This is a genomic window from Streptomyces sp. NPDC034103, assembly GCF_055575395.1.
In genome coordinates, this window is sequence record NZ_JBVISS010000018.1 from 150,434 (window position 1) to 173,274 (window position 22,841).

General features: G+C 71.3%; 23 protein-coding genes. 6 read left to right on the forward strand and 17 right to left on the reverse strand.

Translation table 11 applies throughout. From position 1 onward, the window contains the following. The first annotated feature begins 61 nt into the window (after window positions 1–61). Window positions 62–844 carry a hypothetical protein gene (locus ACZ56U_RS34285; protein ID WP_469087824.1) on the forward strand — a complete coding sequence of 261 codons (783 nt, stop codon included), beginning with the start codon at window positions 62–64 and terminating at the stop codon, window positions 842–844. 133 nt (window positions 845–977) lie between these two features. Further along, a complete protein-coding gene (locus ACZ56U_RS34290) occupies window positions 978–1,376 on the forward strand; it encodes a hypothetical protein (RefSeq protein WP_469087825.1) in 399 nt (132 codons plus the stop codon). Window positions 1,377–1,440: 64 nt separating this feature from the next. On the opposite strand, the gene der is transcribed toward ACZ56U_RS34290, so the two are convergent. The 5 genes from der to aroH all read right to left on the reverse strand — a co-directional run bounded on the left by der (window position 1,441) and on the right by aroH (window position 5,908). Then, window positions 1,441–2,916: a ribosome biogenesis GTPase Der gene (gene der / locus ACZ56U_RS34295; protein WP_469087826.1), complete on the reverse strand. Its 1,476-nt coding sequence runs from the start codon at window positions 2,914–2,916 to the stop codon at window positions 1,441–1,443. A 79-nt stretch (window positions 2,917–2,995) separates the two neighbouring features. Beyond that, window positions 2,996–3,583 carry a lysophospholipid acyltransferase family protein gene (locus ACZ56U_RS34300; RefSeq protein WP_469087861.1) on the reverse strand — a complete coding sequence of 196 codons (588 nt, stop codon included), beginning with the start codon at window positions 3,581–3,583 and terminating at the stop codon, window positions 2,996–2,998. Window positions 3,584–3,636: 53 nt separating this feature from the next. Next, a complete protein-coding gene (cmk, locus tag ACZ56U_RS34305; protein ID WP_469087827.1) occupies window positions 3,637–4,323 on the reverse strand; it encodes a (d)CMP kinase in 687 nt (228 codons plus the stop codon). Between the two features lie 140 nt (window positions 4,324–4,463). Then, on the reverse strand, window positions 4,464–5,549 hold the full coding sequence (locus ACZ56U_RS34310) for a prephenate dehydrogenase (protein WP_469087828.1): 1,086 nt from the start codon (window positions 5,547–5,549) through the stop codon (window positions 4,464–4,466). After that, on the reverse strand, window positions 5,546–5,908 hold the full coding sequence (gene aroH, locus ACZ56U_RS34315) for a chorismate mutase (protein WP_469087829.1): 363 nt from the start codon (window positions 5,906–5,908) through the stop codon (window positions 5,546–5,548). The genes ACZ56U_RS34310 and aroH overlap by 4 nt, the downstream gene beginning before the upstream one ends. Window positions 5,909–6,125: 217 nt before the next feature. Between aroH and ACZ56U_RS34320 the strand changes: the two genes are divergently transcribed. Genes ACZ56U_RS34320 through ACZ56U_RS34330 form a run of 3 tightly spaced genes read left to right on the forward strand, consistent with a single transcriptional unit; the run spans window position 6,126 to window position 7,815 of the window. Continuing rightward, window positions 6,126–6,788: a hypothetical protein gene (locus tag ACZ56U_RS34320; protein ID WP_469087830.1), complete on the forward strand. Its 663-nt coding sequence runs from the start codon at window positions 6,126–6,128 to the stop codon at window positions 6,786–6,788. A 26-nt stretch (window positions 6,789–6,814) separates the two neighbouring features. Next, entirely contained in the window at window positions 6,815–7,399 is a 585-nt protein-coding gene (locus ACZ56U_RS34325) for a DUF6529 family protein (protein WP_469087831.1), read from the forward strand. Continuing rightward, window positions 7,396–7,815 (forward strand): Rieske (2Fe-2S) protein, encoded by a 420-nt coding sequence (locus ACZ56U_RS34330; protein WP_469087832.1) that lies wholly within the window; start codon window positions 7,396–7,398, stop codon window positions 7,813–7,815. The genes ACZ56U_RS34325 and ACZ56U_RS34330 overlap by 4 nt, the downstream gene beginning before the upstream one ends. On the opposite strand, the gene ACZ56U_RS34335 is transcribed toward ACZ56U_RS34330, so the two are convergent. Both ACZ56U_RS34335 and ACZ56U_RS34340 read right to left on the reverse strand, forming a co-directional pair. Beyond that, window positions 7,812–8,831, reverse strand: a complete 1,020-nt coding sequence (locus ACZ56U_RS34335; RefSeq protein WP_469087833.1) for an ADP-ribosylglycohydrolase family protein — start codon at window positions 8,829–8,831, stop codon at window positions 7,812–7,814. The genes ACZ56U_RS34330 and ACZ56U_RS34335 overlap by 4 nt on opposite strands. Further along, a complete protein-coding gene (locus ACZ56U_RS34340) occupies window positions 8,828–9,547 on the reverse strand; it encodes an NUDIX hydrolase (RefSeq protein WP_469087834.1) in 720 nt (239 codons plus the stop codon). The genes ACZ56U_RS34335 and ACZ56U_RS34340 overlap by 4 nt, the downstream gene beginning before the upstream one ends. A gap of 97 nt (window positions 9,548–9,644) precedes the next feature. Here ACZ56U_RS34340 and ACZ56U_RS34345 point away from each other — a divergent pair, with 97 nt between their 5' ends. Further along, the gene (locus tag ACZ56U_RS34345; protein WP_469087835.1) at window positions 9,645–10,583 is read left to right on the forward strand and encodes a DUF72 domain-containing protein; all 939 of its coding nucleotides are present in this window, start codon (window positions 9,645–9,647) and stop codon (window positions 10,581–10,583) included. On the opposite strand, the gene ACZ56U_RS34350 is transcribed toward ACZ56U_RS34345, so the two are convergent. From ACZ56U_RS34350 to ACZ56U_RS34395, 10 genes are all read right to left on the reverse strand, one after another. Continuing rightward, complete coding sequence (locus tag ACZ56U_RS34350; protein ID WP_469087836.1) at window positions 10,542–11,087, reverse strand: TIGR03086 family metal-binding protein; 546 nt, start codon at window positions 11,085–11,087, stop codon at window positions 10,542–10,544. The two genes, ACZ56U_RS34345 and ACZ56U_RS34350, sit on opposite strands and share 42 nt — an antisense overlap. A gap of 301 nt (window positions 11,088–11,388) precedes the next feature. Beyond that, entirely contained in the window at window positions 11,389–12,510 is a 1,122-nt protein-coding gene (locus ACZ56U_RS34355) for a pseudouridine synthase (RefSeq protein WP_469087837.1), read from the reverse strand. After that, window positions 12,510–13,172, reverse strand: coding sequence for an SMC-Scp complex subunit ScpB (gene scpB, locus ACZ56U_RS34360; RefSeq protein ID WP_469087838.1), 663 nt, complete (start codon window positions 13,170–13,172; stop codon window positions 12,510–12,512). Before scpB ends, ACZ56U_RS34355 begins: the two co-directional genes overlap by 1 nt. Beyond that, window positions 13,169–14,182: a segregation and condensation protein A gene (locus ACZ56U_RS34365; protein ID WP_469087839.1), complete on the reverse strand. Its 1,014-nt coding sequence runs from the start codon at window positions 14,180–14,182 to the stop codon at window positions 13,169–13,171. The genes scpB and ACZ56U_RS34365 overlap by 4 nt, the downstream gene beginning before the upstream one ends. A gap of 18 nt (window positions 14,183–14,200) precedes the next feature. After that, on the reverse strand, window positions 14,201–14,770 hold the full coding sequence (locus ACZ56U_RS34370) for a hypothetical protein (RefSeq protein ID WP_469087840.1): 570 nt from the start codon (window positions 14,768–14,770) through the stop codon (window positions 14,201–14,203). Beyond that, on the reverse strand, window positions 14,755–15,933 hold the full coding sequence (locus ACZ56U_RS34375; protein WP_391240642.1) for a ParA family protein: 1,179 nt from the start codon (window positions 15,931–15,933) through the stop codon (window positions 14,755–14,757). The genes ACZ56U_RS34370 and ACZ56U_RS34375 overlap by 16 nt, the downstream gene beginning before the upstream one ends. Before the next feature lie 371 nt (window positions 15,934–16,304). Beyond that, complete coding sequence (gene ald / locus ACZ56U_RS34380; protein ID WP_469087841.1) at window positions 16,305–17,429, reverse strand: alanine dehydrogenase; 1,125 nt, start codon at window positions 17,427–17,429, stop codon at window positions 16,305–16,307. A 137-nt stretch (window positions 17,430–17,566) separates the two neighbouring features. Then, complete coding sequence (locus ACZ56U_RS34385) at window positions 17,567–19,630, reverse strand: tetratricopeptide repeat protein (protein ID WP_469087842.1); 2,064 nt, start codon at window positions 19,628–19,630, stop codon at window positions 17,567–17,569. Between the two features lie 343 nt (window positions 19,631–19,973). Continuing rightward, window positions 19,974–20,600, reverse strand: a complete 627-nt coding sequence (locus tag ACZ56U_RS34390; protein WP_469087843.1) for an NUDIX domain-containing protein — start codon at window positions 20,598–20,600, stop codon at window positions 19,974–19,976. 87 nt (window positions 20,601–20,687) lie between these two features. Then, entirely contained in the window at window positions 20,688–22,337 is a 1,650-nt protein-coding gene (locus ACZ56U_RS34395; protein ID WP_469087844.1) for a CTP synthase, read from the reverse strand. Between the last annotated feature and the right edge of the window lie 504 nt (window positions 22,338–22,841).

Below are 22,841 nucleotides of genomic sequence, written 5' to 3' on the forward strand. Positions count from 1 at the left end.
GCCGTTGTCTCCTTCATGAGCCCGGGACCCACCCGGGCACCGCTTCCCGAGGGAGTCACCCGTGCCGCGCATGCTCGACGTCAGCGACGAGGTTCGCGCCGAGATCGGCGACGATGAGGCCGACCGGCTGCTCGCCGGTGAGAACGCCCCCGGCAGTTACGACTGCACGTCCTGCCGCACCCCGGGCGACTCCGAAGCGGAGCGCACCAGCACCGTCCTGTTCATCGGCGACGAGACCGCCGTCCTCGCCTTCGCGCACGCCACCTGTCTGCCCTCGCAGGTCGTCCAGGTGACCGAGGAGCAGCTTCAGGGCGCCGTGCGGTCCATCAGCGGCGACAGTGTCGACCTGGAGGCCGACAAGGTCGTGCCCGAGCAGGCGGTGCTCGGTGTCACCAGCGGACTCGTGCTGATCGCCGGGGAGTTGCACCCGGCGCTCGTGGTCGAACCGACCGGCCCCATCGTGCGCCCCGGCGCGACGGGGGCGGGCGACGACTTCCTGCCGCTGCTGATCGAGCAGGGGTTCATGCCGATCCCGCAGTTGACCGAGGTGCCGCCGGTGCTGCACGGCTGGTCGGTGCTGCTGGCGGTGGGCCAGCTGCACGCGGTGCTCCAGCCGAACGCGGCGGGCGGCCAGCCGGTCGCGTGGTGGCAGGCGCACCAGCCGCTCCAGGTCACCGAGAGCTGGCGGGCGGCGGCGAACAAGCACCAGCAGGTGCTGATGTTCGCGGCGCCGGCGGGCTCGATCGGGCGTCAGCCGCGGGAGGACCTGCTGCGGGGCGCGATCGACAAGGCGGCGGCGAACGGGAAGCTGGTCGCCGCCGCGATGCCGCTCGCGGGGACCTGAGGGCGTCGGACGCACGGGGCCGCGTCCTCGTCGGCGGGTGGGGGTGGTGCGCGGCTCGTCGCGCGGTTCCCCGCGCCCCCAACGGGCGCTCCCCCGGCCGCATCTCAGGAGGCCTGGGGTCGTTTGGACATACGTGCACACCTACGACGTTCCCCGCCGCCAGTCCTACCAGTCGATTCCGCCCTCGCGGTCGGTTCCGGACCCGCTGTGCGGCCCCTCGGTCACGCCGATCTACGACGCGCTCTACGCCGAGTACGTCAAGTCGTTCCGCTCGCTGCCGGGTGACCGCAGCGGCGAGGAGGAGCTGGGGTTCACGGCCTTCGGGTGCCTGTCCCAGGGTTCCGACTCCTACGGCGGGCACCGGCCGGGATCGTTCAGCAGCTCGTACAGCGCCTACAGCGCGGGGGCGCACAGCGCCCGGGCCGGACAACAGCAGTCGCAGTGGCAGCGCGTCGGGCAGATCGGGCAGCACGGCACGGTGGTGCAGCACGTACCGACCGGGCTGCCGCCGGGCCAGCGCCGCGGCTTCTGAGCCGGTCGCGAAGACGCCGGAGGGGCGGTCCCGATTCGGGGCCGCCCCTCCGGCGTCACAGCGTCTACTTCTTCTTGCCGCGCTTCTCGCGCACCCGCACCGAGATGTGGATCGGGGTGCCGTCGAAGCCGAACTCCTCACGCAGCCGGCGCTCGATGAAGCGCCGGTAGCCCGCCTCGATGAAGCCGGAGGCGAAGAGCACGAACCGCGGGGGCTTGGTGCCGGCCTGGGTGCCGAAGAGGATGCGGGGCTGCTTGCCGCCGCGGACCGGGTGCGGGTGGGCGGCGACCAGCTCGCCGAGGAAGGCGTTCAGGCGGCCCGTCGGAACCCGGGTCTCCCAGCCGGCCAGCGCCGTCTCGATCGCCGGGACCAGCTTCTCCATGTGACGGCCGGTGCGCGCCGAGACGTTGACCCGGGGCGCCCAGGCGACCTGGGCGAGCTCGGTCTCGATCTCCCGCTCCAGGTAGTAGCGGCGCTCCTCGTCGAGGGAGTCCCACTTGTTGAAGGCGATGACGATCGCGCGGCCCGCGTCCACCGCCATGGTGACGATGCGCTGGTCCTGCACCGAGATGGACTCGGAGGCGTCGATCAGGATGACCGCGACCTCGGCCTTCTCGACGGCGGCCGCGGTGCGCAGCGAGGCGTAGTAGTCGGCGCCCTGCTGGAGGTGGACGCGCTTGCGGATGCCCGCCGTGTCGACGAACTTCCAGGTGACGCCGCCGAGTTCGATGAGCTCGTCGACCGGGTCACGGGTGGTGCCCGCGAGTTCGTTGACGACCACGCGCTCCTCGCCCGCCACCTTGTTCAGGAGGGAGGACTTGCCGACGTTCGGGCGGCCGATGAGCGCGATGCGGCGCGGACCGCCGACAGCGGTGCCGAAGCTCTGCTCAGGCGCCTCCGGCAGGGCCTCCAGGACGGCGTCCAGCATGTCGCCGGTGCCGCGGCCGTGCAGCGAGGAGACCGGGTGCGGCTCGCCGATGCCGAGGGACCACAGGGCGGTGGCGTCGGCCTCGCCGCTCTGGCCGTCGACCTTGTTGGCGCAGAGCACCACGGGCTTGTTGGCCTTGCGGAGCAGCCGGACGACGGCCTCGTCGGTGTCGGTGACGCCGACCTTGGCGTCGACGACGAAGACGACCGCGTCGGCGGCCTCGATCGCGTACTCGGCCTGCGCGGCCACGGAGGCGTCGATGCCGAGGACGTCCTGCTCCCAGCCACCGGTGTCGACGACCTTGAAGCGGCGGCCCGCCCACTCGGCCTCGTAGGTCACGCGGTCGCGGGTGACGCCGGGCTTGTCCTCGACGACGGCCTCGCGGCGGCCGATGATGCGGTTCACCAGAGTCGACTTGCCGACGTTCGGGCGGCCGACGACGGCGAGCACGGGCAGCGGCCCGTGACCGGCCTCCTCGAGCGCGCCCTCGACGTCCTCGACGTCGAAGCCCTCTTCCGCGGCGAGCTCCATGAACTCCGCGTACTCGGCATCGCCAAGCGCTCCGTGGTCGTGCTGCTCGCCCGAGCCGTCGGAGTGGATGTGGTCGTTCATGAAGTCCGTACCTCGTCGTTCATCGTGGTGATCGGTGGACCACCCGGTTTCTCCGGATTGATCCACTACTTAGTGTCGCTCAGCGCCCGGTCAGGCGCCTGGCGTTTTCCAGGTGCGCGGTGAGCTGCTTCTGGATGCGCTCGGTCGCCTCGTCGAGCGCCTTGCGGGTGCGCCGCCCGCTGCCGTCACCCGCCTCGAACGGGTCACCGAAGACCACGTCGACGCGGCTGCGCAACGGAGGCAGCGCCTTTACCAACCGGCCGGGCCGGTCGGAACTTCCCAGCACGGCGACCGGGACGATCGGGGCGCCGCCGCGGACGGCGAAGTACGCGAGCCCGGCGCGCAGCGCGGCGAAGTCGCCCTCCCCCCGGGTGCCTTCCGGGAAGATCCCGAGGACCCCACCGGCCGAGAGCACGTCCAGGGCCTGGGTGATGGCCGTGCGGTCGGTGCCCGACCGGTCGACCTTGACCTGTCCGATGGCCAGCAGGAACGGGTCGAGGGGGCCGATGAAGGCTTCCTTCTTGATCAGGAAGTGCGTCGGCCGGGGCGCCACGCCCATGACCATCGGGCCGTCGATGGCGTGGGAGTGGTTGACGGCGTAGATCACCGGGCCGGTCGCGGGCACCTTCCAGGCGCCCAGCACGCGCGGCTTCCACAGCCCGTACATCAGGCCGACGCCGATGCGCCGTCCGACCTCGGCACCCCGCAGGGAAGGTGATGTCACTTACTGGCCCGCTTCTCCTCGACGAGGGTGACGACGCACTCGATGACCTGCGCGAGCGTGAGCTCGGTGGTGTCCACCTCGACCGCGTCGTCCGCCTTGGCGAGCGGCGAGGTCTTCCGGGAGGAGTCGGCCGCGTCCCGCTTGACCAGGGCCTCGCGGGTGGCGTTGACGTCGGCGCCGTTGAGCTCACCGCTGCGCCGGGCGGCGCGCGCCTCGGGCGAGGCGGTGAGGAAGATCTTGAGGTCGGCGTCGGGCAGCACGGTCGTCCCGATGTCGCGGCCCTCGACGACGATGCCCGTCACCGCGGAGGCCGCGATCGAGCGCTGCAGCTCGGTGATCCGGGCCCGCACCTCCGGCACCGCGCTCACGGCGCTGACCTTGGAGGTGACCTCCTGGGTGCGGATCGGCCCGGCGACGTCGGTGCCGTCGACGGTGATCGTCGGGTCGGTCGGGTCGGTGCCGGAGACGATCTCGGCCTTGCCGGCCACCGCGGCGATCGCGGAGGGGTCCTCGATGTCGATCCCGTTGGTCACCATCCACCACGTGATCGCCCGGTACTGGGCGCCGGTGTCCAGGTAGCTCAGACCGAGCTGCGCCGCGACGGCCTTCGAGGTGCTCGACTTGCCGGTGCCGGAGGGACCGTCGATGGCGACGATCACGGGCTGGGCGGCGCCGTTTTCCACGGGAGGGGACCTTCCTGGTGCGGTGCGGTGGGGTGTGCGGGGCGCGATGGGGCCCCGCACAAGGGTACTGGCTCGCCAGAGGCCTCCTGACGGGGCCGGACGGCCCCGCTCCGCGTCACCGGCGGACGGCCCGCTCCGCGTCACTGGCGGATGGCCCAGCCCCGCTCCCTGAGCGCCGCCGTCAGCACGGGTGCCGCCTGCGGTTCCACCATCAGCTGCACCAGACCCGCCTGCTGTCCGGTGGCGTGCTCGATCCGGACGTCCTCGATGTTGACCCCGGCCCGTCCCGCGTCCGCGAAGATGCGGGCCAGCTGACCGGGCTGGTCGTCGATGAGGACCGCCACGACCTCGTACGCGCGCGGAGCCGAGCCGTGCTTGCCGGGCACCCGCACCTGGCCGGCGTTCCCGCGCCGCAGCATGTCCTCGATGCCCACGGCTCCCTCGCCGCGCTTGGCCTCGTCGGAGGACTGGAGGGCGCGCAGGGCCTGCACCGTCTCCTCCAGGTCGGCGGCGACGTCGGTGAGCAGGTCGGCGACCGGCCCGGGGTTCGCGGAGAGGATGTCGATCCACATCCGGGGGTCGGACGCGGCGATCCGGGTCACGTCACGGATGCCCTGGCCGCACAGGCGTACCGCGGCCTCCTCGGCGTTCTCCAGCCGCGCGGCGACCATGCTGGACACCAGGTGGGGCATGTGGGAGACCAGCGCGACCGCGCGGTCGTGGGCGTCGGCGTCCATCACCACCGGGACCGCCCGGCAGTGCGAGACCAGTTCCAGGGCAAGGTTCAGCACCTCGGTGTCGGTGTCCCGGGTCGGCGTCAGCACCCAGGGGCGGCCCTCGAAGAGGTCGCCGGTCGCGGCCAGCGGGCCGGACTTCTCGCGCCCCGACATGGGGTGCGTGCCGATGTAGGAGGCGAGGTCGAGGCCGAGCGTCTCCAGCTCCCGGCGCGGGCCGCCCTTGACACTGGCCACGTCGATGTAACCGCGGGCCGCGCCCCGGCGCATGGCGTCGGCGAGCACGGCGGCCACATGGGCGGGCGGGGCGGCGACGATCGCGAGGTCGACGGGTCCCTCGGGCGCCTCGTCGGTGCCGGCGCCGAGCGCGGCGGCGGTACGGGCCTGCTCGGGGTCGTGGTCGGAGAGGTGGACCTGGACCCCGCGGCTTACCAGCGCCAGCGCGGCGGACGTGCCGATGAGGCCGGTGCCGATGACGAGTGCGGTTCTCACTGGGCGATGTCCTTGCGCAGAGCGCCGGCGGCACCCAGGTAGACGTGGTTGATCTCGCTACGGGGCCGGTCGGACTCGATGTGCGCGAGGATCCGCACGACCCGGGGCATGGCGCCCTCGATGTCGAGTTCCTGGGCGCAGATCAGGGGGACGTCGACGATGCCGAGCTTGCGGGCGGCGGCGGCCGGGAAGTCGCTGTGCAGGTCCGGTGTGGCCGTGAACCAGATGCTGATCAGGTCGTCCGTGGTGAGGTCGTTCCGCTCCAGGACGGCGGTGAGCAGGGCCCCGACCTGCTCGTCCATGTGACCGGCTTCGTCCCGTTCGAGCTGGACGGCGCCCCGGACCGCTCGTACCGCCACGGCGATGCTCCTTGCTGATGTACGGCTCTTGGCCCATCCAGCCTAGTCAGCCCGCGCCCACCCGGCGCGCGCCGCCCGCCCGCTGAGACACCCACGACCCTGTCACCCGGATGTCACAGCTCCGCCACTCATGGTGAGAACGCACCCGTGCGCCCCTGGACTCGGGCCCCCCGGTCCGCTCTCATGGGCAGGAAACCCGCCTCGGGGGAGGCCCTTGATGAAGCGTCCCGGACCGTTGTTCACCCTTCTCGCCGGCCTGCTGCTGGGCCTGTTCATGCTGTCGCTGAACGCGACGACCGGCGAGAGGACCACGTCGTCGTCCGTCCGGGAGTCGCCCGGCACCAGGGCGAGCCCGACACCGGCACCCACCCGGGTGACCCCGTCGCCCTCGCCGTCCCCGACGAAGTCCCCGGTCCCGAACGCCGACTACGCGGGCCGCACGGACGACGACTCCTCCGCGATCGCCGTCTCGCTGCGCGACGGCCGGGCCATCGCGTACTTCTGCGACGGCCGGGACAAGGAGTCGTGGCTCAAGGGCGACATCGAGGACGACGGCACGATGAAGCTCACCGGCAAGGGCGGGGCCGTGCTGAACGGCACCCTCGAGGAGGGCAGGCGGATCAGCGGCACGGTCGACATCGGCGGCGGGCATCACACCTTCACCGCCGACAAGGCGATCAAGCCGTCCGGGCTGTACCGGGCGACGGCCACCGTGCGGGGCGCGAAGGTCGACGGCGGCTGGATCGTGCTGAAGGACGGCACCCAGGTCGGCATCCTCACCCAGGACGGCAAGCCCTCCCCCGCGCCCGGGATCGACCCGGAGACCGGCGTGGTGACGGTCGACGGACAGCAGCTCACGGCCCGCCCCGTCACCCCCTGAACCCCAGTCCGTACGAGGGAGCCGACATGAGCGTCGAACCGAACGCCGCCACCCAGGGATTCCCGTCCCGCCGGCCCGCCGCACCGCCGCCGAGCCCGGCCCGCTATCTGATTCCCGCGCTGGTCGCCGCCGCGGTGGCGGTCGCCCTCGGCGCGTACGGCACGGTGCACGACCCGGCGGGGACCGCCTTCAACCTCGCCGGTTTCAGCAGCACGGGCGCGGTGAAGTCCTGGCTGGCCACGGTCGCGATCCTCTTCGCGGTCGTCCAGTTCCTCTCGGCACTGATGATGTACGGCAAGCTGCCGGGTCCGAGCTGGTCAGGGGCGCTGCACCGCTGGTCCGGCCGGGCCGCTTTCCTGGTGTCGGTGCCGGTCGCGGTGCACTGTCTGTACGCGCTCGGCTGCCAAACATACGAAACGCGCGTTTTCTGGCACTCTCTCCTGGGTTGCTTCTTCTTCGGGGTGTTCAGTGCCAAGATGCTGCTGCTCCGCTCGGAGCGACTCCCCGCCTGGCTGCTGCCGATCGTCGGCGGGCTCGTCTTCACCGCGCTGACGATCATCTGGCTGACGTCCGCCCTCTGGTTCTTCCGCACCTTCGGAGTGACTGCATGACGACTCAAGGCCCGACGCGACGCACGGTCCTCCTCGCGAGCGGCGCCGCGGCGTTCGCCGTCGGCTGTGGCGAGTACGGCGACGAGGGCGACGGCGACACCGGCTCCGACACGGTCGAGGCCTCCGCCGGTACGGAACTGGCGAGGACCGGCGAGATCCCGGTCGGCGGCGGCAGGATCTTCAAGGACGAGAAGGTCGTCGTCACCCAGCCGAAGGAAGGCGAGTTCAAGGCCTTCACCAACATCTGCACCCACCAGCGGTGCCCGGTGGCCAACGTCGACGGCGGCACCATCAACTGCACCTGCCACGGCAGCAGGTTCAGCATCACGGACGGCTCGGTGGAGAACCCGCCGGCGACCCAGCCGCTGGCCGAGAAGAAGATCACGGTGAAGGGCGACTCGATCCGGCTGGCCTAGTCCCAGAGGGCACCGAACGTCGCCAGCTCGCTCTGGTACTCGATCCGGTCCGCCCACTCGGCGGGCCATACGTCGGCCCCGTGGTACGCCCCCGCGAACGCCCCCGCCAGACAGGCGATCGAGTCGGAGTCCCCGGCGGTGCAGGCGGCCCGCCGCAGGGCGGTCACCGGCTCGTCGACGAAGAGCAGGAAGCACAACAGCCCCGTCGCCAGGGCCTCCTCGGCGATCCAGCCCTGGCCGGTGGCCAGACACGGGTCGGTCTCCGGCGAGACCGTACGGACCGCCTGCTGAAGGCGCCCGAGGATCTCCAGGCACTCGTCCCAGCCGCGCGCGATGAAGTGCTCGGCGGTCGGGTCCTGGCCGCGCGTCCACAGGTCACCGAGCCAGCGCTCGTGGTACCGGGTGCGGTTCTCCAGGGCGTACGACCGCAGCTGCCCGACCAGTCCGGTCGGCTCGGCACCCTGGGCGAGCAGCCGTACGGCATGCGCGGTGAGGTCGGAGGCGGCGAGCGCCGTGGGGTGGCCGTGGGTGAGCGCGGACTGCAACTGGGCGGCGCCGGCGCGCTGTTCGTCGCTGAGCCCGGGGATCAGGCCGACCGGGGCGACGCGCATGTTGGCGCCGCAGCCCTTGGAGTGGATCTGGCTGGCGTCCTGCCACAGGCGCCCTTCGGTCTTCAGCAGGTTGCACGCGACGAGACAGGTCCGGCCCGGCGCGCGGTTGTTCTCCGGCGACTGGTACCAGTCCACGAACTCCTCGCGCACCGGACGCTCCATCCGCTTGGGCGCGAGCAGCCCGCGGTCCATGGCCGTGCGCAGCCCTCGCCCCAGCGCCAGCGTCATCTGTGTGTCGTCCGTGACGATCGCCGGCCTCGGCAGCTCCATCTCGCGCCACGGCCCGCACTTGGCGAGGATCGACGGCACATCGTTGAACTCGGTCGGGAAGCCCAGCGCGTCCCCCAGGGCGAGCCCCAGCAGGGCCCCCGTGGCGGCGCGCTTCCTGACGGTCGTGGCGGTCATGCGGGACGTCCTTCCCGAGGCGGTCGGAGCAGGGGTGGATGGAGCGTGGTCGCGGTACCCGCGCGGTACAGCGCGGCCGGTTTGCCACGGCCGCCGGTCAACCGCGCGGCGCCCGGGACCGGTTCGACGAAACCCGGCGTGGCGAGCACCTTGCGGCGGAAGTTGGGCCGGTCGAGGGCGGTGCCCCAGACGGTCTCGTAGACCTGCTGGAGCTCGCCGAGGGTGAACTCGGCGGGGCAGAAGGCGGTGGCGAGGCAGCTGTACTCGAGCTTGGCGCCGACGCGTTCGCGGGCGTCGGCCAGGATCCGGTCGTGGTCGAAGGCGAGGGGCCGCGCCCGGTCGCAGGGCATCCAGCGGGCGTCCGCCGCGTCGCTGCCGCCGTGCGGCTCGGGCGGGTCGGGCACCAGCGCGGCGAAGGCGACGGACACCACCCGCATCCGGGGGTCGCGGTCCGGCTCACTGTAGGTGCGCAGCTGCTCCAGATGCAGCCCGGACACGTCCGACAGCCCGGTCTCCTCGGCGAGTTCACGCCGGGCGGCCCGCTCGGCGGACTCGTCCGGCCGCACGAACCCACCGGGCAGCGCCCAGCGTCCGGCGTACGGCTCCTGCCCGCGCTCCACGAGCAGCACGCACAGGGCGCCCTCGGAGACGGTGAGGACGGCGAGGTCGACGGTGACGGCGAAGGGCTCATGGGCGTACTTGTCGTAGGCGTCCACAGGCACCCACCCCTTCCGCTGCCGCCGCCCGCTCTTAATAGTCACTGCGACTATAAAGTCGCCGGGTGGGATCGCACAACCCGGGTAACCGGACCCAATGGGCGAGATCCTGGTGGGCACGTGTTCATGGACCGACCGCGCGTTGACCGGCAGCGGCTGGTATCCGCCGGGGCGACGGGACGCCGAGGGACGACTACGGCACTACGCCGAGCAGTTCCCCGTCGTCGAGGTCGACTCGGCGTACTACGCCCTGCCTGACGCCCGCAACGCCCGTCTGTGGGCCGAGCGCACACCCCCCGGCTTCGTCTTCGACGTCAAGGCGTTCTCGCTGCTCACCGGGCACCCCACGCGCCCTGCCGTGATGCCGGCCGGGCTGCCCCCCGAGCCCGGCGACCCGCGGGTGCTGGACGAGGTGTGGGCGCGGTTCACCGAGGGCGTCGAACCGCTCCGGGCGGCCGGACGGCTCGGCAGCGTGCTCTTCCAGTTCCCGCCCTGGTTCCGGCCCGGACAGCGGGCCGGGGCGTTCCTGCGGGAGTGCGCCGAGCGGACCGCCGGCTGGCCGATCGCCGTGGAGTTCCGGCATCCCGGCTGGTGGCGCAAGGAGTGGGCGGACGTCACCTGCGCGCTGCTGGCCCGGTACGACATGACCGCGGTCGCCGTCGACATGACCCAGACGCTCCCCTCCTCCATCCCGCCCGTCGCTCCCGTGACCTCGTCACGGCTGGCCGTCGTCCGCTTCCACGGCCGCAGCACCGCCTGGGGGTCGGGGAGCAAGGAGGACCGGTTCCGCTACGAGTACGGCGAGGACGAACTCGCCGAGTGGCTGCCCCGGTTGAGCTCCCTCGCCGGGCGGGTCGAGCAGCTGCACGTCCTGTTCAACAACTGCTGCGGCACGGCGGCGGTCCGTGCCGCGCAGACGATGCGCGGTCTGCTGGCCCGCACCGGCCAGCTCCGGGAAGGGGCGAACGCCGCGTCGGCGCAGCAGACCGCGCTGTCAATCGGCGAGGGAGTCGCGGCGTCCGAGCCACGCCAGTAGCAGGACCTCGGGCGACGCGTCCGACGCCACCGCGACCGGTTCCCCGAACCGCACCCCCCGGTCCTCCCCCGCCACCACGCACCGCGCGACCGGCAGCAACTCGGCCGCGAGGGCGGCCGGAAGGGGCCGTGGCCGTCCGCAGGCCTGGGCCACGTCCCAGCCGTGCACGGCGATCTCCACGGCGCCCACCGCACCCATCACCCGTACGTCCAGCGGCCGTTCCCCGACCAGGACCCGCCCGTCCGGTCCGGCCGCCCAGGCGCCGAGCACGGCGCACGCGCGCGTACGGAAGCCGCGGACCCGGTCGGTCCGCGGGAGCAGCCCGATCCGCCCGCCGGTCAGCCCTTCGTGCAACGCGTCCAGGGAGTCGTCGAGGTGCGCGAGCAGCTCCCCGAGGTCCCACTCGGCGCAGGGCGTCGCCCGGCCCGGACCCACGGGCCCCACCGCGGCGACGCTGCCCAGCGCGTAGGCGAGCGAACGCTCCAGCAGCTCCCCGGGGTTCACGACAGCACCTCAAGGCGGGCGACCCTTGCGCTCGGCCCGTCCGCCCCAGAGGCCCTCAGCGGCCCCTCAAACGCCTCTGGTGGCTCACACGGCCCCGAGGGCGGCCGACACCACCCACGGCCCTCCAGGGCCGTCAGACGCGCCCCCGCGGCCATCCGGTGCCGGTCCGACTCGTCGCGGTTCGTGCTCGTCGTGGTCATCCCCGCTCCTTCCGTCAGGAACAGAGACCGCGGGAAGCGCGAAAACGAATCGGCCTGCCCCGGCAAGATGCCCGGGACCGGCCGTCGTCTCAGGGGCCGACCTACAGGTCGACCTCCTTCATCAGCATCCCGACCTCGGTGTTCGACAGCCGCCGCAGCCAGCCCGACTTCTGGTCGCCCAGCGTGATCGGGCCGAAGGCGACCCGCACCAGCTTGTCCACCGGGAAGCCGGCCTCCGCCAGCATCCGGCGCACGATGTGCTTGCGGCCCTCGTGCAGGGTGACCTCGACCAGGTAGTTCTTGCCGGTCTGCTCGACCACCCGGAAGTGGTCCGCCTTCGCGTACCCGTCCTCCAGCTGGATGCCGTCCTTGAGCCGCTTGCCCAGGTCGCGCGGGATCGGGCCCACGATGTGCGCGAGGTAGACCTTCTTCACGCCGTACTTGGGGTGGGTCAGCCGGTGCGCCAGCTCACCGTGGTTGGTGAGCAGGATGACGCCCTCGGTCTCGGTGTCGAGACGGCCCACGTGGAAGAGGCGGGTCTCCCGGTTGGTGACGTAGTCGCCGAGGCACTGTCGGCCCTCGTTGTCCTCCATCGTCGAGACCACACCGGCGGGCTTGTTCAGCGCGAAGAACTGGTACGACTGCGTCGCCACGGTCAGGCCGTCGACCCTGACCTCGTCCTTCTCCGGGTCGACGCGCTTGCCCTGCTCCAGCACGATCTCGCCGTTGACCTCGACCCGCGCCTGCTCGATGAGCTCCTCGCAGGCCCGCCGCGAGCCGTAGCCGGCGCGCGCGAGGATCTTCTGCAGACGCTCGCCCTCCTGCTCGGCGCCCGGGAAGGTCTTGGGAAGCTTCACGTCCTTCTTCCCGGCGTACCGCTCCCGGTTGCGCTCCTCGGCCCGCGCCTCGTACTCACGGGAGGTCGCCGGCACCCAACGGCCGCGCCCGGTGCCCTGGCCCTGCTTGGGGCCGCCCTTGGCACCGCCGCGCGCGGAAGCACCACGCCCGGACTTCGGGCCCTCATGGGTGCCGCCCGGCCCTACGTCGTAGCGCCGCTCCTCCGGGCGGGGGTTCTTCGGCCGACCGCCCTGCTTGTCGTCACGGGCGTTGTCGGCACCGCGGTGATTACCGCGGCCGCCGCTGTTCCCGCCGCGGCCGCCGCTGTTGCCACCACGGCTCCCGCCGTTGTTTCCGCTGCTGTTCCTGCCGCTGCTGCTTCGCATCAAATGTCCGTCTGGTCGTCTGCGTCGTGTGCGTCCGGCGCCTCAGGAGCGTCCGGATCGAACGACGGAACCCCTTCCAGCGTCTCGGCCTCGATCGCCTCCGCCTCCGGGAGGAAGGGCGCGAGCTCCGGGAGCTCGTCCAGACCGCGCAGGCCCATCCGCTCCAGAAAGTAGTTCGTCGTCGTGTACAGGATCGCACCTGTTTCGGGTTCCGTGCCCGTCTCCTGGACCAGACCGCGCTGAAGGAGGGTCCGCATGACCCCGTCGCAGTTGACTCCTCGTACGGCCGAGACCCGGCTGCGGCTCACCGGCTGGCGGTAGGCGACGACCGCGAGCGTCTCCAGGGCCGCCTGGGTGAGCCGGGCCTGCTGGCCGTCGAGCACGAAGCCCTCGACGGCCGCCGCGAACTCCGGGCGGCTGTAGAAACGCCAGCCACCGGCGATCAGCCGCAGCTCGAAACCGCGCCCCTGGACCGTGTACTCGTCGGCCAGCTCACGCAGCGCGTCCGCGATCTGCCGCCCCGGCCGCTGGAGGATCTTGGCCAGGTGCTCCTCGGTCACGGGCTCGTCCACGACCATGAAGACCGCCTCCAGGGCAGGCTTGAGATCGAGGTCGGCGACGGTACGCGGCCCGGCCGGGACGTCGCTGGTCTGCTCGCTCACGCCTTGTCCTCCTTCGGTGGCTCGGGTGGCTCGGGCGGCTCGGGCGGCTCGGGCGGCCGGTCGAACTCGTCGGTCACCATCGGCTCGGCGTCGCCCTCCCCGCCGGTCCACCGCACGAGGAGATCACCGAGGGCGGTCTCCTGGTCCAGCGCGACGGCCTTCTCCCGGTACAGCTCCAGCAGCGCCAGGAAGCGGGCCACGACGGTGAGGGTGTCGTCGGTGTCCGCCACCAGCGTCCGGAAGCTGGCCTGGCCGAGCTCCTTGAGCCGGGCGACCACGATCCCGGCCTGTTCCTGCACGCTGACCAGCGGCGCGTGGATGTGGTCGACGTACACCTGCGGCTTGGGCCTGGGCTGCATCGCCTTCACGGCGAGCTTGGCGAACCCTTCCGGGCCGATGCTGATGACGACCTCGGGCAGCAGCTCGGCGTGGTGTGGTTCGAGGCCGACGGTACGGGGGTAGCGCCGGGCCTCCTCGTCGAGCCGTCGGTCGAGGATGTCGGCGATCTGCTTGTACGCGCGGTACTGCAGCAACCGCGCGAAGAGCAGGTCACGGGCTTCCAGGAGGGCGAGGTCGGCCTCGTCCTCGACCTCGGCGGCGGGCAGCAGCCGGGCGGCCTTCAGGTCGAGCAGGGTGGCGGCGACGACCAGGAACTCGGTGGTCTGGTCGAGGTCCCAGTCCGGCCCCATGGCCCGGATGTGCGCCATGAACTCGTCGGTCACCTTCGACAGGGCGACCTCGGTGACGTCCAGCTTGTGCTTGGAGATCAGCTGGAGGAGCAGGTCGAAGGGGCCCTCGAAGTTGGACAGGCGCACCTTGAAGACACCGTCGTCGGGTTCCTCGGGAACCGGTTCTTCAGGAAGGGCTTCGTCAGGAACCTGCTCCGACTCCTGCTCCGGCTCGACCGACGCCTCCGGCTCCGGAGCCCCGAGGCCCGGCCCCCGCCCCAGCACACGCCGGCGACCGGCGGCCGGGCCGGAGGCGAGGGCGGGATCGTCGTTCGAGGTCATGGCCCCCGCAGGCTACCGCTACCGCCCGCGCAGCCGTCGTACGAGGATGCTCGCGTCTCCCCGGGACTCCAGATCGGCCAGCACCACGGCCACCGCCTCGCGGACGATCCGCCCGCGGTCGACGGCCAGCCCGTGCTCGCCGCGGAGCACCAGACGCGCGTGCTCCAGGTCCATGAGCTCCTCGGCGGAGACGTACACGGTGATCTTCTCGTCGTGCCGCTCACGTCCGCTGGGCCGGCGGGAGGCCGCCCGGCCGCCACCGCGCTGCTTGCGCGGCGCGGCAGAACCTTCCTGCGCGTCCTGACGTCGTCCGGAGTTCTCGGCCCCGGCGCCCCGGCTGCGGGACTCACCGGCCTCGGCCGGTTCCGTGGCCACGTGCTCCGCCCCGTCGCCGTCGCCGCCCTGGGCGGGTACCGACTGCGGCGCGTCCTCGGGCGACGCGGCCGCGGCCCCGTCGCTCTCCCCCGCGGGGGCGGGCACCCGGGCGTCGCCGTTGGCCCCCCGTCGCGGTGTGGACGGCTGGAGCGCCATTCCCCCTGTCGTACGGAAGAGTTCGTCGGCCCCCGGCAGACTCACTCGGCGTGACACCGGGCGAGCACCTCCCTGGCGAGCTGGCGGTAGGCGGCGGCGCCGACGGAGTTGGAGGCGTACGTGGTGATCGGCTCGCCGGCGACCGTGGTCTCCGGGAAGCGGACCGTGCGCCCGATGACCGTGTGGTAGACGTGGTCGTCGAACGCCTCGACGACACGCGCGAGCACCTCACGGCTGTGCACGGTGCGCGAGTCGTACATCGTGGCGAGGATCCCGTCGAGCTCCAGCTCCGGGTTGAGCCGCTCCTGGACCTTCTCGATGGTCTCCGTCAGCAGGGCGACACCACGCAGCGCGAAGAACTCGCACTCCAGAGGCACTATCACCTTGTGCGCGGCCGTCAGGGCGTTGACCGTGAGGAGGCCGAGCGAGGGCTGGCAGTCGATCACGATGTAGTCGTAGTCGGCCATGAGCGGCTTCAGGGCACGCTGCAATGTCGACTCGCGCGCGACCTCGGAGACCAGCTGGACCTCCGCCGCCGACAAGTCGATATTGCTGGGCAGCAGGTCCATGTTGGGGACCGCGGTCTTCAGCAGGACCTCGTCGGCCGCCATGCCCCGCTCCATGAGCAGGTTGTAGACGGTGAGGTCGAGCTCCATCGGGTTGACACCGAGACCCACCGACAGCGCGCCCTGCGGGTCGAAGTCCACGAGCAGCACACGGCGGCCGTACTCCGCGAGCGCGGCACCCAGGTTGATGGTCGACGTGGTCTTGCCGACGCCGCCCTTCTGGTTGCACATCGCGATGATCTTCGCGGGTCCGTGATCGGTCAGCGGACCCGGGATCGGGAAGTACGGCAGCGGGCGACCGGTCGGGCCGATGCGCTCACGGCGCTGGCGGGCAGCGTCAGGAGCGAGCGTAGCCGCGTACTCGGGGTCGGGCTCGTACTCGGCGTCGGGGTCGTAGAAGTGCCCCTCGGGCAGTTCGTCGTAGTCGGCGAAGTGGTTGTGGGGCGCGCCACTTCCGTCGCCGGCCATGGCGTTCACGTGATGGCCATCCATGCTCTGGTGTGCTGACAGAGTCACTCCTGGATTCGGGTGGCTCTGGTGGGCTGCGAAGGTGCGCACCGCGACGGAGCCGACAGCCTCGAACCCCGCGGGGCCCTCGGCCCGTGCAGGCGTTCCTGGTTGACCACCTCCGGGAGTAAATGTCGACTCATTCACAAGTCGTCTTACCTCCTTGGTGACCAGGAAACTTCTAGACAAGGTCAGCGTGGCACCATGCCGACGGTTGGCGACTCTATGGCGTGTCGGGTGTCCACAGCAACACAATCCGCCGGACCCGGCAGGATGTGTCGGCAATCAAACATCGCGCTGTCAAGGGCGTACGGCCGTCGCACAGCAGGTTTCACCGGTGTACGAATCGACCAAAGGGTTACGTTCGAGGCGAGTTGACCGAGAGCCGCAAAGTGACCATACACACATCCGGCCGGACCTTGTCGGGCAAGGTCCGGCCGCAGGTGAGTGGTTGACGCGCCTTGTTGACGTATCGCCTTTACGAAAAGGTGACTTAGCTCTCTGCCGAGGTCAGAGGCTCAGCCGAGCAGCGTCTCCAACTCGACGTGCTCCAGACCGTGGGCTTCCGCGACCTCCCGGTAAACGACCTTGCCGTCATGGGTGTTGAGCCCCTTGGCGAGCGCGGGGTCGCGGCGCAGCGCCTCCACCCAGCCCCGGTCGGCCAGTTCGACGATGTAGGGCAGGGTCGCGTTGGTGAGCGCGTAGGTGGAGGTGTTGGGCACCGCGCCGGGCATGTTGGCGACGCAGTAGAAGACCGAGTCGTGGACCTGGAAGGTCGGCTCGGCGTGCGTGGTCGGGTGGGAGTCCTCGAAGCAGCCGCCCTGGTCGATCGCGATGTCGACAAGGACACTTCCGGGCTTCATCCGCGCCACGAGCTCGTTGGTGACCAGCTTCGGCGCCTTGGCGCCCGGGATGAGGACCGCGCCGATGACGAGGTCGGCGTCCAGGACGGCCTTCTCCAGCTCGAAGGAGTTGGACATGATCGCCCGCACCTGGGTTCCGAAGACCTTGTCGGCCTCGCGGAGCTTGTTGATGTCGCGGTCGAGCAGCGTGACGTGGAAGCCCATGCCCACGGCGATCTGGGTCGCGTTCCAGCCGGAGACACCGCCGCCGATCACGACGGCCCGCGCGGGCTGGGTCCCGGGGACGCCACCGGGCAGGACGCCTCGGCCGCCGACCGAGCGCATCAGGTGGTAGGCGCCGACCTGCGGGGCGAGCCGGCCCGCGACCTCGGACATCGGGGCGAGCAGCGGCAGCGCGCGGGAGGGCAGCTCGACCGTCTCGTAGGCGATCGCGGTGGTGCCGGACTCGATGAGCGCGTCGGTGCACTCCTTGGAGGCGGCCAGGTGCAGGTAGGTGAAGAGCGTCTGGTCCTTGCGGAGGCGGTGGTACTCCTCGGCGATGGGCTCCTTGACCTTGAGCAGCAGGTCGGCGGAGGCCCACACCTCGTCGGCCGTGGCCAGGATCTCGGCCCCGGCGGCGACGTACTCCGCGTCCGGGATCGACGAGCCGACACCGGCGTTGTGCTCGATGACGACCTGGTGGCCGTGGCGCACCAGCTCGTGCACGCCGGCGGGGGTGATGGCCACCCGGAACTCGTTGTTCTTGACCTCGCGGGGGATGCCGACCTTCACGTCGATCACGGTCCTTGGCTCAGTGGATGTGCAGGGCAATACAACACATACCCGGGCATGCATGAGCACACCGGGAGACACCGCAGGAGAAGGTGCGGCAGAGCCAGTCTAATGAAGGTGTTCCCGCTGTCTAGCCTTTCATTGCATCAATCTTCAGCAGGTGTACTACGGATTTCGCAGGCATCAGCGTCATGTGTCGAAGGATCGGGCTGTTCCGGTTCCGGTTCCGCCCCCGAATGCCCCTCCGCCAGCAGCCGCTCGGCGGCCCCCCGGTGCAGCCCCGCCGCGGCCGAATCGCCGAGGCGGTCCAGGGTGTCGGCGAGCCGCAGCTGCAACGCGGCCTGCAGCCGTACGTCCTCCGCGCGCCGCGCCCACTCGACGGCCTCCTGGCAGGTCCGCAGCGACTCCTCGGGCCGCCCGGCGTACTCCTGGACACGGGCGAGCTCGCTCAACGCCCGTGCGTGGGCGGCCACATCACCGTTCTTGCGGTGCCCGGCGGCCGCGGCCCGCCATCCGCGCTGCGCCTCGCCGTAGCGGCCCGCGTAGGTGTGTGCCGCGGCGATCCGGCCGTACAGCCGGGCGGCGTCCGCACGCTCGTCCCGGGCCAGCCGTTGGGCGAGAGCTCGGCCGAACCAGTCGGCCGCCCGGTCGTAGTCCCCGAGTTCCAGATGCGCACCGCCTACGGATTCCATCGCGCGTCCGGTCGCATACGGGTCGCTCGCCTCGCGCCCGGCGTCCAGCGCGGCCCGGTAGCGGGTCAGCGCGTCCTGGGTCCGACCGGTCTGCGCGTCCAGGTCGCCGAGGTTCAGCAGTGCCGCCGCCCGCTCGCGGGGCAGCTCCCGGCGCTCGGCCACGTCCAGCACGAGCCGGTGGACGCCGTACAGGTCGGGCGCGGCGGCCTGGGTGCCGAAGTGCGCGACCATCGCCCGGACCAGCTGGGACATCAGCCGGCGGGCGAGGGTGTCGAGCTCCCCGTCGGCGACGGCGAGCCGGGCCGAGGCCAGCAGGGCGGGCCTGCGGGCCTGGAGCCACTCCTCGGCGGCGCGAGGGCTGGGGAAACGCAGGGAGCGGGGCAGGTCCTGGAGCTTCTCGCGGGCCTCGGGGTTGTCCGTCTCGGTGATCGCGCGGCAGGACTGCAGCAGCCGGACCGTCCGCTCCAGCATCCGGGCCCGGGCCAGCTGCAGCTCACCGGGGCGGTCCTGGGTCTCGGCGAGGGCCTTGAGCAGCGGGTGCAGACAGCTCGGTACCTCGTACTGCGGCAGCGGGGAGTCGACCGCGTGCAGCAGACCGAGGGCGACGAAGTCGTCCAGGGTGGTGCGGGCGCCGCCCACCGAGCAGCCGGCGAGGGCGGAGGCGATGTGCGGGTCGACCAGTCCGGCCGGGGCGAGGGAGAGCAGTCGCAGTATCCGGGCGGCGGGGCTCGGCAGGGCGGCGTGGGCGAGGCGGAAGACCCGGCTGAGCGGGGTGCCCTCGTCACTCTCCGTGTGCAGGTTCTTGGCCAGGTCGGCCACGGCGGTGGTGGGGCGGGCCGCGAGCCACCCGCCCGCCAGCTTCAGGGCGGCGGGGTGGCCCTGGCACTCCTCGACGAGGCCCTCGGCGGCCCGTGGGTCGACGGTGATGCGGACCGAGCCGGTGTACCGGGTCAGCAGCTCCAGGGCGGACTTGGTGTCGAGGCCGCCGAGGGTGCAGGGGCGGACGTCGGAGATCCCGGTGAGCGGGCCGTCGGACACGGCGACGACCAGGCAGTCAGGGGTCTCCGGGAGCAGGGCGTCGACCTGGTCGGCGCTCACCGCGTCGTCGAGCAGCAGCAGGGCGCTGCGGTCGGCGAGGGCGTCGCGCAGCGCCTGCGTGAGATCGTCCTCGCAGGCGCCGGCCGGGGTCGGTCGGTCCAGGGCGGCGAGGAGTTCGCGGGCGGTGCGCTCGACGGGGACGGGGGTGCCGTCGGGCTCGCTGAGCCGGGCGCGCAGCACGCCGCCGTCGTAACGCTCCGCGACCTGCCGTACGAGTTCCTCGGCGAGCGCGGTGCGGCCGGAGCCGGGGCGGCCGGCGATGAGCAGGACCCGCGCGCGGGGGGCCTTCTTGCCGGCGAGGGTGTCCAGGCCCGCCCGCTCGATGTCGGCGAGCAGCTCCTTCAACTCCCGTGTCCGGCCCAGGAAATGACCCTCGGCCGACAGCTTGAGGCCGTCTGCGTCCACCGCCTGGTCCGTCACGGGCCACACTCCCGTCCCACCGCACGCGCAAAGCCCGCCGGGACTCCGGTTCGGGCAGTTTCAGAGCCTAGTTCACGCTCTGCAACGTTCTTGGTGGAGCGCGGCGGGGACGGTTCGAGACTCCCTCGATCGGATCAACGGATCATAGGACCGACGGCTCGGCGGTGCCGCGCGGGACGCGTCGATCCGCGGCCGCCGCCGTGCGGGCGCCGCCGGTCACACCGCGACCGGCAGGGCCACGAACAGGCTGCGGGACGCCCACCGCGCGGACGTCACGCCACGAACGGCGCCCCGCGCTGACGTCACGCCTTGAAGGAGCCGCGGGAGCGCACCGCGCGGGATGTCACGACTCGAAGGGGCGGGCCGGCCAGGGCGCGTCCGCCGGGCGCAGCGCGTCCAGTCCGCCGGAGGCCTGCGCGGCGACCAGCGACAGCACGCCCACGACCAGGCAGTTGTTGTGGAGCTCACCGGCGAGCACGCCGCGCACGAGCTCGTCGAGGGGCACGCGCGCGTACTCCAGGTCGGTCTCCTCGTGCTCGACCTCGAAGCGCTCGCCCTCGGCCTCGGAAAGATTCCGGGCGAGGAAGATCCGTACGGCCTCGTCGCAGCCGCCGGCCGTGGTGTAGACGTCGGTCAGCACCCGCCAGTCCTCGGCCTTGACGTGCGCCTCCTCGTACAGCTCGCGCTGGGCCGCGTGCAACGGGTTCTCGCCGGGCACGTCGAGCAGGCCGGCCGGGATCTCCCACAGCTTCTGGCGTACGGGGTGGCGGTACTGCTTGATGAGCAGGACCCGGCCCTCCTCGTCGAGGGCGAGGACGCCGACCGAGCCGGGGTGGACCTGGTAGTCGCGGCGGACGACCGTGCCGTCGGGCATGACCACGTCGTCCGTGCGGACGGAGGTCTTGTTGCCCACGAAGGGGGTCTCCGTCGCCCGGATCTCCCACTCCTCGGGGGTGTCCTTGATCGTCATGCAGGTGTCCTTCCCGACGTGCGCAAAAAGAAGCCGGGGCGCTCACCTTTTGAATGGGCGCGCCCCGGCCACCGTACAACTGTTGTGCTACTTCGACGTCTTGCGCTCGACCGCCGCCTTCACCAGGCCGGCGAACAGCGGGTGCGGCCTGGTCGGGCGCGAGCGCAGCTCGGGGTGGGCCTGGGTCGCCACCAGGTAAGGGTGCACGTCCCTGGGGTACTCGACGTACTCGACGAGCTTGCCGTCGGGCGACGTGCCGGAGAACACGATGCCCGCGTTCTTCTCCAGCTCCGCGCGGTAGGCGTTGTTCACCTCGTAGCGGTGCCGGTGCCGCTCCTCGACGTACTCCTTGCCGTCGTACACCTCGCGCACGATCGAACCCTCGGCCAGCTTGGCCGGGTACATGCCGAGCCGCATGGTGCCGCCCATGTCGCCCTCACCGGCGACGATGTCGAGCTGCTCGGCCATGGTGGAGATGACCGGGTGGGAGGTGGCGGCGTCGAACTCGGTGGAGTTGGCGTCCGGGATGTCGGCCAGGTTGCGCGCGGCCTCGATCACGATGCACTGCAGGCCCAGACAGAGGCCGAGCAGCGGGATCTTGTTCTCGCGGGCGTACTTGATCGCGCCGACCTTGCCGAGCACGCCACGGTCGCCGAAGCCGCCCGGGATGCAGATGCCGTCGACGTCGCCGAGCTGTGCGGCGGCGCCGGCCGGGGTCTTGCAGTCGTCGGAGGTGACCCACTTGATCTTGACGCGGGCCTTGTTGGCGAAGCCGCCCGCGCGCAGTGCCTCGGTGACCGAGAGGTAGGCGTCGGGCAGGTCGATGTACTTGCCGACCAGGGCGAGGGTGATCTCGTGGTCGGGGTTGTGGACGCGGTCCAGCAGGTCGTCCCAGGTCGTCCAGTCCACGTCGCGGAACGACAGGTCCAGCCTGCGGACGACGTAGGCGTCCAGGCCCTCGCCGTGCACGGTCTTCGGGATGTCGTAGATCGAGCGGGCGTCGGGGCACGCGACCACGGCGTCCTCGTCGACGTCGCACATCAGGGAGATCTTGCGCTTGATCGCGGTCGGGACCTCGCGGTCGCAGCGCAGCACGATGGCGTCCGGCTGGATACCGATGTTCCTGAGGGCCGCAACCGAGTGCTGGGTCGGCTTCGTCTTCAGCTCTCCCGACGGGCCGATGTACGGCAGAAGGGAGATGTGGACGACGAAGACGTTGTCACGGCCGACCTCGTGACGGACCTGGCGGACGGTCTCCAGGAACGGCAGCGACTCGATGTCGCCGACCGTGCCGCCGACCTCCGTGATGACCACGTCGACCTCGTCGGTCGCCATACGCCGGATGCGGTGCTTGATCTCGTTGGTGATGTGCGGGATGACCTGCACGGTGTCACCGAGGTACTCGCCGCGCCGCTCCTTGGCGATGACCGTCGAGTAGATCTGGCCTGTAGTGACATTGGCGGAGCCGTCCAAGTCACGGTCGAGGAAGCGCTCGTAGTGTCCGATGTCCAGGTCGGTCTCGGCTCCGTCGTTGGTGACGAACACCTCACCGTGCTGGAAGGGGTTCATCGTGCCCGGGTCCACGTTCAGATACGGGTCGAGCTTCTGCATCACGACGCGCAGGCCGCGCGCCTTGAGCAGCATGCCGAGGCTGGAGGCCGTCAGGCCCTTGCCGAGAGAGGAGGCGACACCCCCGGTGACGAAGATGTGCTTGGTCGTCGTAGATTTCGGCGGCATGGCCAAGAGGGGGCTCCCGTGGTCGCGATCTGGGGTGCGGGGCGGCGCTACGACCGGAGATCTCCGGAGTCGCCGTCGCTGCGGTCGGGGGTTTTGTCCACCACCGGTCCACGGGCTACCAGGGTATCAGCGCCTCGACGGGATGGCTTCCGGGCACGCTCCGCACACGTCTCGACACGCTCACGCAGGCGTCTCGCGTTTCTCACCGGTCGCTCACCCGATCGGCCCACCCGCGTTGCCCGGAGCGGCACACAGATCATCTACGTGCGACGTATCCTGCTCGGACATTCGCTGCCGAGCCCGACCGGCGACACGGCACCACCCCCGCCCGTAAGCACCGGAACAACGAGAGCTCGTCAGTTCGTTGAGCATCAATTGTCGTTTTGCCTCGCAGCCGATCGGCTGCTTTGCTTCACCGCTCAACGACGCATTACAACGACCCCTTGACCGCAAGAGCGACAGCCCCCTTCTCGTCGGGGGGTGACGTGGCCGTTCGACTGGAGT

What these genes read in the sequence shown, in the direction of transcription:
- ACZ56U_RS34345 (WP_469087835.1), top strand. Translation starts at nt 9,645, where the DNA reads ATGGGCGAGATCCTGGTGGGCACGTGTTCATGGACCGACCGCGCGTTG.
- ACZ56U_RS34365 (WP_469087839.1), bottom strand. Translation starts at nt 14,182, where the DNA reads ATGACCTCGAACGACGATCCCGCCCTCGCCTCCGGCCCGGCCGCCGGT.
- ACZ56U_RS34395 (WP_469087844.1), bottom strand. Translation starts at nt 22,337, where the DNA reads ATGCCGCCGAAATCTACGACGACCAAGCACATCTTCGTCACCGGGGGT.
- ACZ56U_RS34325 (WP_469087831.1), top strand. Translation starts at nt 6,815, where the DNA reads ATGAGCGTCGAACCGAACGCCGCCACCCAGGGATTCCCGTCCCGCCGG.
- ACZ56U_RS34390 (WP_469087843.1), bottom strand. Translation starts at nt 20,600, where the DNA reads ATGACGATCAAGGACACCCCCGAGGAGTGGGAGATCCGGGCGACGGAG.
- ACZ56U_RS34330 (WP_469087832.1), top strand. Translation starts at nt 7,396, where the DNA reads ATGACGACTCAAGGCCCGACGCGACGCACGGTCCTCCTCGCGAGCGGC.
- ACZ56U_RS34335 (WP_469087833.1), bottom strand. Translation starts at nt 8,831, where the DNA reads ATGACCGCCACGACCGTCAGGAAGCGCGCCGCCACGGGGGCCCTGCTG.
- der (WP_469087826.1), bottom strand. Translation starts at nt 2,916, where the DNA reads ATGAACGACCACATCCACTCCGACGGCTCGGGCGAGCAGCACGACCAC.
- ACZ56U_RS34320 (WP_469087830.1), top strand. Translation starts at nt 6,126, where the DNA reads ATGAAGCGTCCCGGACCGTTGTTCACCCTTCTCGCCGGCCTGCTGCTG.
- ACZ56U_RS34300 (WP_469087861.1), bottom strand. Translation starts at nt 3,583, where the DNA reads ATGTACGGGCTGTGGAAGCCGCGCGTGCTGGGCGCCTGGAAGGTGCCC.
- ACZ56U_RS34355 (WP_469087837.1), bottom strand. Translation starts at nt 12,510, where the DNA reads ATGCGAAGCAGCAGCGGCAGGAACAGCAGCGGAAACAACGGCGGGAGC.